Source organism: Kosakonia sp. Marseille-Q7440 (genome assembly GCF_965119485.1).
Window position 1 is genome coordinate 406,042 of the sequence record NZ_CBCPLT010000001.1, and the last position, 11,812, is coordinate 417,853.

Below are 11,812 nucleotides of genomic sequence, written 5' to 3' on the forward strand. Positions count from 1 at the left end.
GAGTTCTATGCGCTTCCTCTTCTCCCTGCTGCTGCTGGCCGGTTTCACCGCCGCCGCCGCAGAGCCTGTGCAGAGTTTTACCGACGACTTAGGGCGCGTGGTCAAGGTGCCGCAGCACCCAAAACGCATTGTCTCGCTGCACGATCTTGATATCACCATTCCGCTGATTGAGCTTGGCGTACCGCCGGTCGCCAGCCACGGGCGCACGCAGGCGGATGGCCGCCACGTTTTACGCTCCGGCGCGCTGTTAACCGGCGTCGACTTTGATAACTCTGACATTCGCTTTATTGGTTCCGCCGATATCGATATGGAAGCCGTTGCTGCGGCGAAGCCCGATTTGATCATTACCGAGCCCAGCCGTAATACGCCTGTAGAGCAACTGGAGAAGATCGCCCCAACCGTGAGCATCGATCACCTGCAGGGTGGCGCGCCGGAGATCTACCGCAAGCTGGCGCAGCTGACCGGCACGCAGGCGCGGCTGGCGATCCTGATGCGGCGCTATCAGGAGCAGATTGCGGCGCTGAAAAAGACCATCGATACCCGCAAGATAACGGTGTCGGTTATCCAGGCGAACAACGGCAAAATCAACGTCCTGCACAGCTATCACTCGCTGGGCCGCGTACTGCGGGATGCCGGTTTTCGCTTCCCGCCGCTTATCGACAGCATCCCCGAAGGCGGGCGGATGGATGTCAGCGCCGAGCGGCTACCGGAGCTGGATGCGGACTTTGTCTTTGCGACATGGCGCGGCGATACCGGCGGCACGCCGCAGGATGAGATGGCTGCCATGAACGCGGTGATGCCCGGCTGGTGCGATTTCCTCACCGCCTGTCACAACGGACGCTATGTACTGATTTCACGGGAAGAGGCGATCTCAAACTCCTTTGCCTCGTTAAGCCTGATGGTGGCGCAGGTGCAGTCGCAGATTGCCGGGCGACCGCTGCCAGCGGCACAACAAGGGAAATAAACATGCAGAACGCAAAGCGGGCCAGAAGCCGGGTGGATGTGTACGGCGAGCGTTTTCGCGCGCGGGTGCAGACGCTGTCACCGCGTTTGCAGGCGGTGGCGCGTTATATCCACGATCATCGCGAAGCGGTGCTGGAGCAGACGGCGATGGAGATTGCTGCCGCCACCCACACCTCTGACGCCACCGTGGTGCGGGCGATTCAGGCGCTGGGCTTTGCCGGGTTACGCGATCTGAAGCAGACGCTGGAGCAGTGGTTTGGCCCGGCGGCGTCGTCGGCTGAGAAGATGAGCACCACGGTGAATGCGCTCGCCTGCGACGTCAATTCAGGCATCGATTTTGTCCTCGAAGGGCATCAACACACCTGCGAGGTGCTCTCCGCGCCCGCCAATCGTTACGCTATCGCGCAGGCAGTGGCACTGCTGGTCGATGCCCGCCAGGTGGCGATTTTCGGCATTGGCGCATCGGGGATCCTGGCGGAGTACAGCGCGCGGCTTTTCAACCGCATCGGCTTACCCGCTATTGAACTTAACCGCACCGGCATCGCTCTCTCCGAGCAGCTGATTGGGTTACAGCGCGGCGATGTGCTGATGATGATGGCGCAGAAATCGGCGCACCGCGAAGGGCTTACCACCCTGAAAGAGGCGCGGCGGCTCGGCATTCCGGTGATCCTGCTGACCAACGCCGTCGACTCGCGCTTCAGCCAGCAAGCGGATGTGGTGATCCATGTCCCGCGCGGCGGCGAGAAAGGCAAAATCCCGCTGCACGGCACGGTGTTGCTCTGCCTGGAGATGATTGTCCTGTCGGTAGCGTCAGCCAATTCGCAGCGGGCGATTAAAACGGTGAAACGCATTAATGAGTTTCACCGGGGTTTAAAGCCGGGCGGTAAAAAGGGGTGAGAGGATCAACTGACGCCGCCGCCGAGGGATTGCCAGAGCGTGATGCGGTTTTGCAGGTCGGTTTGTTGCAGTGAAATCAATGACTCCTGCGCCGACCAGAGCGAGCGCTGGGCTGTCAGAACCGAGAGATAATCACCGGTTCCCGCTTTGTACTGGCGCTGGGCGATATCCAGCGCTTTTTGCTCGGCTGCCACATATTCACGCTGAGCATCCAGCTGCTCGGTGAGCGTTTCGCGGCGCGCCAGCGCATCGGCAACATCTTTAAACGCGCTCTGAATCGTCTTCTCATAGGTGGCAATCAGCCCCTTTTTCTCCGCCTCGGCGTAGCGCAATTGCGCCATATTTTTCCCGCCGGTAAAGAGCGGCAGCGTGATGGACGGCGCAAATGACCACACCTTCATGCCATGGCTGAAGAGGGACGAAAGTGAGCTGCTGCCAACGCCCGCGCTGGCAGTGAGTGAAATGGTCGGGAAGAAGTTTGCCCGCGCGGCGCCGATATTGGCATTCGCGCTCTTCAGATTATGCTCCGCTTCCTGAATATCGGGGCGGCGCAGCAGCACGGAGGAGGAGACGCCCGCCGGGGTCAGCGTAATGCTGTTATCCGCCAGGCTCTCCAGCGTACCCGGCAACAGCGCTTCCGGCACCGTGTCGCCCGCCAGCAGATTGAGCGCGTTTTTATCCTGCATCACTTGCGTCTGATAGCTGGCAACGCTGGCGCGCGCCTGCTGAAATACCGCCATCGCTTGCGCGGTATCCCCTGCGGCCGCGACGCCGATCGCCTGCCTGCGTTTGGCAATGTTCAGCGAATTTTGCGCGCTCTCCATCGTCTGCCTGGCGAGGGCAAGGTTGCTGTTATCTGCCGCCAGCGTCACCCAGGCGGTAGTGATTTCCCCCACCAGGCTTAGCCGGGTATTTTGCGCGGTATATTCACTGGCAAGCCAGGTTTCGCGCTCGGCGCGGGCGAGGCTCTGATTGCGGCCAAAGAGATCGAGTTCAAAGCTGGAGACCGCGCCGTCGGCTTCCGCGCTGCTGGTTAACCCGCCCGCCACGGTGCGGCTACGGGTGTTGCTCAATTCGGCATTGACCGCCGGGAAGAGCGCGGCGCGATCTTCAGCGTACAGCGCCCGCGCCGTGTCGATATCGGCAATCGCTTTTTGAACATCACGGTTTTGCGTCAGCGTATTGCTGACCACCTGTTTGAGGCGACCATCATTCACAATCTGCTGCCACTCTGTGGCGACGGCCTGCGCCTGGCCGCTGCTGCCCGGCAAGGTTGCCGGAACCGGAGCCTGCGGGCGCTGATAAGTCGGATCGAGGGAGACACAGCCAGCGCTCAGCAGGGCAAGAAACAGAACACTTATACGCAACATAATTACTCCTGACGCGCGCGTTTACCGGTGACGAGTTTTTTCACCAGCACAAAGAAAAGGGGAACAAAGAAAATCGCCAGCAGTGTTGCCGTCAGCGTACCGCCGATAATGCCGGTACCGATGGCGATGCGGCTGTTGGCCCCGGCCCCGGTGGCAATCGCCAGTGGCGCAACCCCGGCTATAAACGCCAGCGAGGTCATCATGATTGGGCGCAGGCGGGTACGCGCAGCGCGCAGGGCCGCGCGGGAGAGTGACTGTCCCTCCTGAACCGCGGCTTCGGCGAATTCAACAATCAAAATGGCGTTTTTCGACGACAAACCGATGGTGGTGAGCAGCGCGACCTGGAAGTAAACGTCGTTGCTTAGCCCGCGCATCCATGCCGCCAGCGCCGCGCCGAGCAGGCCGAGCGGGATGACTAAAATCACCGAGATCGGCACCGACCAGCTCTCATACAGCGCGGCAAGGCACAAAAACACCACCATGATGGAGATGGCGTAGAGGCTCATCGCCTGGCCGCTGGCGAGCTTCTCCTGCAATGACAGGCCGCTCCACGCCCAGGTGGTACCCGCGGGCAGATTGTCGGCGAGGTGTTCCATTTCGGTCATTGCCGCGCCGGAGCTAAAGCCGCTGGCATTCTCGCCCTGAATCTCATACGCCGCCGAACCGTTGTAACGCACCAGGCTCTCCGGGCCATACTCCCAGCGGGTGGTGGCAAAGGCTGAAAACGGCGTCATGCTGTTATCGCTGCCGCGCACGTACCATTTTTGCAGGTCGGAAGGGGACGCGCGGAAGTCGCTATCGCCCTGGATATAGACCTTTTTCACCCGGCCGCGATCGGTAAAGTCATTAACGTAGGTGCCGCCCCAGGCGCTGGAGAGCGTATCACTCACATCGCTCAGGGAGAGCCCCTGCGCCACGGCTTTGTTGCTGTCGATATCGACCTGCAACTGCGGCATCTGCGGCAGATCGTTGGCGCGAACCGCCTGCAACTCAGCACGCTGATTGGCATTGGCCAGCAACTGGTTACGCAGCGTGAGGAGCCGATCGCGATCGGTGCTGCCGCTGGCAAGCAGCTCAAAGGTGAAACCGTTGCTCTGGCCGAGGCCATCAACCGACGGTGGCGTCATCGCGAAGATGGTGGCATCGCGGATGGTGGCTAACTGCTGGCTGGCGCGCTGGGCAATCGCCTGGGCGGTGTTCTGCGCACCGTCGCGTTCAGACCAGTTTTTCAACGAGACGAAGGCCATCCCTGCGTTCTGCCCGCTGCCGCTAAAGCTAAAACCGGTAACGGTAAAAATGGCATCGGTATTGGATTTTTCATTGTTGAGGAACCACTCCGTGACCTTTTTCGCCACCGCATCGGTACGCGTTGCCGTGGCCCCGGCGGGCAGGGTGAACTGCACCATAATCGAACCCTGATCCTCCGTCGGCAGGAAACTGCCCGGCAAGCGCCACATCACCAGCGCCATCGCGCCACACAGCACGGCATAGATTCCCAGCACGGATAGCGCGCGGCGCAGTACCCGCACTACGCCATGCTGATATTTCTGTTCCGTGTTGTTGTAAAAGCGGTTAAAGGCGCCGAAGAAGCCCTTTTTATGGGGCGCGCTATGTTTTAATACTGCGCCGCACAGAGCCGGGGTGAGCGTCAGCGCGACCACCACCGAGAGCACCATCGCTGAAATAATGGTGACGGAGAACTGCCGGTAAATGACCCCGGTCGAGCCGCCAAAGAAGGCCATTGGCAGAAATACGGCAGACAACACCAGCGCGATGGCCACCAGCGCGCCGGAGATTTCGCCCATCGATTTCTCCGTTGCTTCGCGGGCAGGCAGGCCTTCGTCGCGCATTATGCGCTCGACGTTTTCCACCACCACAATCGCATCATCGACTAAAAGCCCTATCGCCAGCACCATGGCAAACAGCGTTAAGGTATTGATGGAGTAACCAAACAGCGCCAGCACGCCGAAGGTGCCGAGCAGCACCACCGGCACCGCCAGTGCCGGGATCAGCGTCGCGCGGATATTTTGCAAAAACAAGTACATGACGCAGACCACCAGGATGATGGCTTCAATCAGCGTCTTCACCACATCTTCAATGGAGATCTTAATAAAATCGGTGCTGTCTTTCGGGTAGGCCACGTCGTAGCCCTGCGGCATGTTATTGCGGTACTCATTGATCTTGTTTTTGACCAGCGTGGCGGTGTCCAGCGCATTCGCGCCGGGTGCCAGCATCACCGCCAGGCCCGCCGCCGGGTGGCCGTTCAGCTTTGCCTGAGCGCTGTAGTCTTCGCTGCCCATCTCCACGCGTGCCACATCCTTAACGCGCACCACGGCTCCGTCCGTTTCGCTTTTGACGATGATGTCGCGAAATTGTGCCACGGTTTGCAGGCGCGACTGGGCGCGCACGGTGGCGGTTAACTGCTGTTTATCGGACGCGGGCAGGGCGCCGATTTTACCGGCGGAGACCTGGATGTTCTGCGCTTCGATGGCCGATTGCACATCAGACGGCATCAGCGAGAAGGATTTGAGCTTGTCTGCATCCAGCCAGATACGCATCGCGTATTCACCGCCGAAGACTTGCAGGCTGCCGACACCGTTTACGCGCGCCAGCGAATCCTGCATGTTGCTCACCAGCCAGTCGGCAATGTCGGAGCTGCTGGCGCGGTCGGTCTTATCGTATAAGCCCATGATCAACAAGAAGTTGCTTTGGGATTTCACTACCGTGACGCCCGATTGCGTGACTTCCGTTGGCAGGCGCGACTCTGCCTGCTGGACTTTATTCTGCACCTGAACCTGCGCGGTATCCGGGTCAGTGCCCTGCTCAAACGTGACGGTGATGGTCGCCTGGCCGTCGGAGCTGCTGGTGGAGGTGAAGTAGAGCAGGTTATCCAGCCCGGTGAGCTGTTGTTCAATCACCTGGGTGACGCTGTTTTCCAGCGTCTGCGCCGATGCGCCGGTATAGGTGGCGGTGATCTTGACAGCAGGTGGAGCGACATCCGGGTACTGGGCAACAGGCAGCGAGCGGATCGCCAGAATACCGGCCATCATGATAAGAATGGCGATAACCCAGGCAAAGACCGGGCGGCGGACAAAAAAGCGCGAGAACATCAGGCTTTCCCTCCGTCGGCTTCCTGCACCTGCACCGCTTTCACCGTTGCGCCAGCGCTTACTTTGTCAGCGCCTTCGACAATAAGCTTATCGCCGCTGGTGAGGCCTTTTACCACCAGCCATTTGTCGCCGTAAGTGTCGCCGGTTTCAACCGTGCGCTGCTCCACTTTGTTCTGCGCGTTTACTACCAGCGCGACGGCATTGCCTTTTGCATCGCGCGTAATTCCCTGCTGCGGCGCGAGAATGGCATCAGCCATTACCCCTTCATCGACGCGCGCGCGGACAAACATCCCCGGTAACAGCTGGTGCTGCGGGTTCGGGAAGACCGCGCGTAACGTAACGGATCCGGTGGACTCATCAACGGCGACTTCCGTCAGCGCCAGGCGGCCTTTTTCGCTGTAGGTGCTGCCATCTTCAAGCGTTAACATCACCCCCAGCGTATTGCCGTCGCTGGTAAGCGCTTGCTTGCGCAGGCGCAGGAGATCAACGCTGGATCGCGTGAGATCAACATACATGCTCTCCAGCCCTCGAATCGTGGCAAGCGCGGTGGTTTGCTCAGCCGTCACCAGCGCGCCGGGCGTGACGGAGGAGATACCGATGCGCCCGGCAATCGGTGCGGTAATAGTGGTCCAGTTGAGATTGATGCGCGCACTCTCCAGCGCGGCTTTTTTCGACGCTACGCTGGCTCTGTCCTGCGCGCAGGTGGATTGCGCATCCTCCGCATCCTGGCGCGAAACACCCTCCTCTTTCACCAGTTGCGCATAGCGCGTGGCTTTCTGGCAGTCGGAAACGACCAGCGCCTGCGCCTGTTTTAGTGCGGCGCTGGCTTCATCAAAGGCGGCGCGATAGCTGGAAGGGTCGATCTGGTAAAGCGCCTGCCCGGCCTTTACCGTATCGCCCTCCGTAAAGAGCCGTTTTTGAATGATGCCGCCCACCTGAGGGCGAACCTCTGCCGACTGCGCGGCGGATATGCGCCCGGTAAGCTGACTGGTAACGTCCAGCGGCTGGCTTTTTAAGGTGACAATTCCCACTTCCTGGGGCGGGTGTTGTGCAGGTGGCGTGGCGTTATCGCAACCGACAAGAGCGATCGCGGCCAACAGGGTTGTTTTTATTAACTTCATTTCAGTTTTCCTGGCATGAGCGAAGCCTGCCCGTTTTGATTAACAGGAGTGTGGCGCAGGCGAGTGAATACGTTATTTCTGCGGCCCTAAAAATATCGCCGGCTCTTTTTCATCTACGGCTTCTTATTTCTTCGCAAATAACATCGCGGTAATTTCCTGATAGAGCTGCTGTAATTGTGCCGGGTCGCATTTTTGCGGCGTCAGGCGGCGAAATGTGCTGCCTTCCATTAACACTGCCAATAATTCCACGCAGCACCGTATGCGCTCTTGCGACAGGTGAGGGTGGCTGTTGTGCAAGTGCTGGCAGGCGGTATTGAACATGCGGGCATCGGCTTCAATCATCATCGCCTGCACCTGCGGGTTGCGCGTCGCTTCCGCGGACATCTCCAGCATTAACGCATCGTCATCCGGGCTGAGCGTGTGCCGCCAGGCCAGCATTTCCGGTAGATGCGTAGTCTCGGCTTTGCTCTCCATTTCGGCGATGCGGTAGTCGATAATGCGGCAAATCATCTCTTCAATAATGGCGTCTTTATTGATGAAGTAGCGGTAAATCTGACCGACGCTCAGCTGCGCTTCGAGGGCGATTTGCGACATGCTGGCGGCATGAAAGCCACTGATGCGAAAACGCCGCCGGGCAGCCGCAATGATCTCGTCTTTACGCTGCTGATGGCGTTGCTCCTGTAGTGCTTTTTGCGACATCGCGACCCCCGGTTAAATAAGTATGAGAATGAACATTCTCATTACGCAGTACATTAATTGAAATTATGTTGTTTGGGTAAATATTTTATTTATAAATAGGTCCGTTTTACGAAATTTCATAATGTGGAGAAATAAAGAAAAAATAAGCAGGAAAGATTGAGGGATATATTAGCGTGAAAGTGCGGAGCTAATGTGATGGCAATGTGAGAGGTTGCAAAGAGATAAAACGGGTCCCGGCAGAGTGATATTGCCCGATATAAAGGAGGCACTCTTATTTGACGTTATAGGCCGACAGGGTGAGCAATTCTTGCCCATGATGCCCGCAACGCCCTCTTACCTGTTTTATGAGAATCGTTCTCAATAGCATTGAAGCAGCCGGGTGCGGATGGTAAGGTGTAAGCCGTTTCGCCCGGCGTGGGGCCTGGGTTTGACCGAGAACGAACGGCTGCCGGTTATGCAAAAAAGAGACTTTTCCGTTGAAGATTTTATCGGCTTTGGCGAGCGCTACGGCATCGATTACCGCTTTCCGGCGCTGGCTTCCTGCCGCTCGCTGAGCGAAGAGCGGCGCATCGTGATTCAGGGCGATGTGCAGGAGATGCGCTTCTCCAGCGGCCTGAACCTGACCCGCTCCGACATTCGCGTTCTGCAACCCTATGAAACCACCTCCCTGCACAGCTGCCCGCTCTATATGCTGGTGGTGCTTGAAGGCAGCGTAATGCTGCGCCTTAACGGCGAGGAGTTTATCGTCCGTTCCGGCATGGCCTTTACGTCGCGCCTGAGCGAGCAGCAGGTGATGAACGCCCGTCATCTGGCGGATAACTCCCTGCGCACGCTGTCGCTCGGCGTCGATCCGGCCAGCTGCCAGCGCTCGCCGCTGCTTACCGCACTGCTGGAGCAGTGGGAATCCCACGGCGCGCCAACCTTTTTATGGCAGGTGCCCGAGTTTCTGCTCTCCGGCTTACAACAGAGCCAGCTATCAACGCTGCCCGCACTGTCGCGCGAACTGATCCTCGAAGGGGTAATGCTGCAACTGGTCGGGCACGCGCTGTCACAGCGGATGGCGGGCGTTGAGCGCTGTACGCGCGCCTGCGGCGGTGAGGGGCAGCGGCTTGAGTCGGTGCGCCGTTTGCTCGAGCAGCAGCCGGAAAAAGAGTACACCCTGAATTCGCTGGCGCAGCTGGCGGCGATGAGCACCAGCAGCCTGCGGGTGAAGTTCCGCCAGGCGTATGGCCACTCGGTGTTTGACTATCTGCGCGACTGCCGCCTCGCGCTGGCGCGGCGCTACCTCGTACAAGGTTACAGCGTGCAGCAGGCGGCCTGGATGTCGGGCTATCAACACGCCACCAACTTTTCTACCGCCTTTCGCCGCCGGTATGGCATTGCGCCGAGTGAAGCGCGCCAGCCGATCGCCTCCCCGTAGACCTTTTCTCTCGCCCTGCGCGCCATTTTGTCACCGCGCATATGTGAATTGTCATTGCGCATAGCTATTGGCGAATCCAAAAGGGTAATAATTCTTATTTACAATAATAACCGCTTCTGGAGAGTTTCATGTTCGCAAAAACGCGACTGGCATTGATGATTGGCTGCATAACCGGTGGGATGAGCGTTTCGGCGCTGGCGCAGGAAAACGCTAAAGATACCGTGGTGGTAACGTCGCAGGTGCAGAGCGGCGCGACCAAGCTGGAGACGCCGGATATCGAAACGCCGCAGGCGGTCTCGATCGTCACGCGCCAGCAGTATGAAGAGCAGGGCGCAACCAGCGTGCGCCAGGCCGTCAGCTACACACCGGGCGTCTACAGCAACCAAATCGGTGCTTCTAACCGCTTTGATTACATCGTGCTGCGCGGCTTTTCCGACGGCAGCCTCGATAACGTCTATCTCGACGGCCTGAAGATGATGGGCGATACCAACTCCCATAGCTCGCTGGTGATCGACCCGTGGTTTTTAGACAGCGTGGAAGTGGTGCGCGGCCCGGCATCCGTGCTCTATGGCCGCTCGTCGCCGGGCGGCATTGTGGCGCTGAACTCGCGCAAACCGTCGTTCGATCCGGGCGGTGAAGTGAAACTCTTCGCGGGCAATAACAACCAGCGCGGCGCGGCGTTTGATGTGACCGGGCCGGTGGATGATAACGATCGCGTGGCGGTGCGTTTAACCGGTATGACCCGCTATGCCGACTCCCAGTTTGATCACCTGAAAGAGCAGCGTTACGCCATCGCGCCGAGCGTCACCTGGCGTATTACCGACAGCACGCGCCTCGATGTGATGGCCTATCTGCATCGCGATCCGGAAGGCGGCAGCCACTCTGGCCTGCCCTATGAAGGCACCGTGGTGCCGCACGCCGGGGGCAAAATCTCCAACACCTTCTTTGAGGGCGAAGATCAGTACGACAAGTACAAACGCCGTGAAAATATGGTCGGCTATAACTTTGAGCATATGTTTGAGAGCGGCTGGTCGGTGCGCCAGAAGCTGCGCTATCTGCGTACCAAAGTCGATCTCAATCAGGTTTATGCCTCGGGCTGGCTGAATGAGACCGAGCTGAACCGCGGTTACTCCGGCTCGGATGAGTCCCTCTCGGCGGTGACGCTGGATAACCAGCTTGATGGCAGCGTCGATACCGGTGCCATTAACCACCGTCTGCTGGTGGGCGTCGATTATCAGCATCGCAATAATAATGTCACCTCGTCCTATGGCAGCTTCCCGGCGATCGATGCCTTTAACCCGATCTACGGTGCCGATCCGCTCTCAATTTCCGTGTATGGCCGCGAAAAGCATAAGCTTGAGCAGACCGGGATCTATGTGCAGGATCAGATGTCACTCGATCGCTGGCGTCTGACCCTTGGCGGCCGTCACGATCAGGTGAAGATCACCAACAGCAATAAGATCGGTGACACTCACGATACGCTGGAGAAAGATCATATCAGCAGCCGTGCGGCGCTGATGTACCTCTTCGACAGCGGATTTGCGCCCTACGTCAGCTATTCGACAGCTTTTACGCCGACCAGCTTTACCGATGAGAACGGCAAGATCCTGCAACCGATGAAGGGCAAGCAGTGGGAAGCGGGGCTGAAGTTCCAGCCGGAGGGGTCGCAGACCATGTACAGCGCCTCGGTCTACCGCATCAACCAGAACAATATCGCCACCAAAGTGGAGCCGACCGATCCCTACCGCGCTATCGGCGAGATTGAATCGGAAGGGGTGGAGCTGGAAGCGGTGGGTCAGCTGACGGATAACCTGCGCTTACAGGCGGCTTACACCTATAACGACATTCGTTATAAGAAAAGCAGCCCCGAGGAGCAGGGGAAACGCGCGGTTTACGCCCCGCGTAACCAGGCCAGCGCCTGGCTGAGCTATGACGTGAAAGCGGGTGCGCTAAATGGCCTGACTCTCGGTTCCGGCGTGCGGTATGTTAACGGCATCACCTCCGATCGTGAGAATACCCACACGCTGCCCTCCTACACGCTGGTGGATCTGGCCGTCGGCTACGATCTGTCGAATGTCGGGCTGAAAGGGCTGAGCGCGCAGGTGAACGTGAATAACCTCACCGACAAGCGCTATGTCGCCTCGTGTAACTCTGCTAATTACTGCTACTTTGGCGCCGAGCGCAGCATCGTCGGCAGCCTCTCTTACGCATTCTGATGTGAAAAACCCGGCC

Annotated in this window: 8 protein-coding genes; 4 read left to right on the plus strand and 4 right to left on the minus strand. The window is 58.9% G+C overall.

All coding sequences use genetic code 11. The features are described from left to right. Window positions 1-7: 7 nt before the first annotated feature. Window positions 8-964 (plus strand): iron-siderophore ABC transporter substrate-binding protein, encoded by a 957-nt coding sequence (locus ACWPW2_RS01790; protein ID WP_454121428.1) that lies wholly within the window; start codon window positions 8-10, stop codon window positions 962-964. 2 nt (window positions 965-966) lie between these two features. After that, window positions 967-1,860 carry a MurR/RpiR family transcriptional regulator gene (locus ACWPW2_RS01795; RefSeq protein WP_454121430.1) on the plus strand — a complete coding sequence of 298 codons (894 nt, stop codon included), beginning with the start codon at window positions 967-969 and terminating at the stop codon, window positions 1,858-1,860. A gap of 5 nt (window positions 1,861-1,865) precedes the next feature. Here the strand turns inward: ACWPW2_RS01795 and ACWPW2_RS01800 are convergent, their stop codons facing one another. The 4 genes from ACWPW2_RS01800 to ACWPW2_RS01815 form a co-directional block, all read right to left on the minus strand. Then, window positions 1,866-3,230, minus strand: a complete 1,365-nt coding sequence (locus tag ACWPW2_RS01800) for an efflux transporter outer membrane subunit (protein WP_454121432.1) — start codon at window positions 3,228-3,230, stop codon at window positions 1,866-1,868. A gap of 2 nt (window positions 3,231-3,232) precedes the next feature. Beyond that, entirely contained in the window at window positions 3,233-6,340 is a 3,108-nt protein-coding gene (locus ACWPW2_RS01805) for an efflux RND transporter permease subunit (RefSeq protein ID WP_454121434.1), read from the minus strand. After that, window positions 6,340-7,461: an efflux RND transporter periplasmic adaptor subunit gene (locus ACWPW2_RS01810; protein ID WP_454121435.1), complete on the minus strand. Its 1,122-nt coding sequence runs from the start codon at window positions 7,459-7,461 to the stop codon at window positions 6,340-6,342. The genes ACWPW2_RS01805 and ACWPW2_RS01810 overlap by 1 nt, the downstream gene beginning before the upstream one ends. 123 nt (window positions 7,462-7,584) lie before the next feature. After that, complete coding sequence (locus ACWPW2_RS01815; protein WP_124970067.1) at window positions 7,585-8,160, minus strand: TetR/AcrR family transcriptional regulator; 576 nt, start codon at window positions 8,158-8,160, stop codon at window positions 7,585-7,587. 454 nt (window positions 8,161-8,614) lie between these two features. Between ACWPW2_RS01815 and ACWPW2_RS01820 the strand changes: the two genes are divergently transcribed. Continuing rightward, the gene (locus ACWPW2_RS01820) at window positions 8,615-9,580 is read left to right on the plus strand and encodes a helix-turn-helix transcriptional regulator (protein ID WP_454121438.1); all 966 of its coding nucleotides are present in this window, start codon (window positions 8,615-8,617) and stop codon (window positions 9,578-9,580) included. Between the two features lie 128 nt (window positions 9,581-9,708). Then, a complete protein-coding gene (gene foxA / locus ACWPW2_RS01825; protein ID WP_454121439.1) occupies window positions 9,709-11,796 on the plus strand; it encodes a ferrioxamine B receptor FoxA in 2,088 nt (695 codons plus the stop codon). Window positions 11,797-11,812: the final 16 nt, after the last annotated feature.

What these genes read in the sequence shown, in the direction of transcription:
- ACWPW2_RS01790 (WP_454121428.1), top strand. Translation starts at nt 8, where the DNA reads ATGCGCTTCCTCTTCTCCCTGCTGCTGCTGGCCGGTTTCACCGCCGCC.
- ACWPW2_RS01795 (WP_454121430.1), top strand. Translation starts at nt 967, where the DNA reads ATGCAGAACGCAAAGCGGGCCAGAAGCCGGGTGGATGTGTACGGCGAG.
- ACWPW2_RS01800 (WP_454121432.1), bottom strand. Translation starts at nt 3,230, where the DNA reads ATGTTGCGTATAAGTGTTCTGTTTCTTGCCCTGCTGAGCGCTGGCTGT.
- ACWPW2_RS01805 (WP_454121434.1), bottom strand. Translation starts at nt 6,340, where the DNA reads ATGTTCTCGCGCTTTTTTGTCCGCCGCCCGGTCTTTGCCTGGGTTATC.
- ACWPW2_RS01810 (WP_454121435.1), bottom strand. Translation starts at nt 7,461, where the DNA reads ATGAAGTTAATAAAAACAACCCTGTTGGCCGCGATCGCTCTTGTCGGT.
- ACWPW2_RS01815 (WP_124970067.1), bottom strand. Translation starts at nt 8,160, where the DNA reads ATGTCGCAAAAAGCACTACAGGAGCAACGCCATCAGCAGCGTAAAGAC.
- ACWPW2_RS01820 (WP_454121438.1), top strand. Translation starts at nt 8,615, where the DNA reads ATGCAAAAAAGAGACTTTTCCGTTGAAGATTTTATCGGCTTTGGCGAG.
- foxA (WP_454121439.1), top strand. Translation starts at nt 9,709, where the DNA reads ATGTTCGCAAAAACGCGACTGGCATTGATGATTGGCTGCATAACCGGT.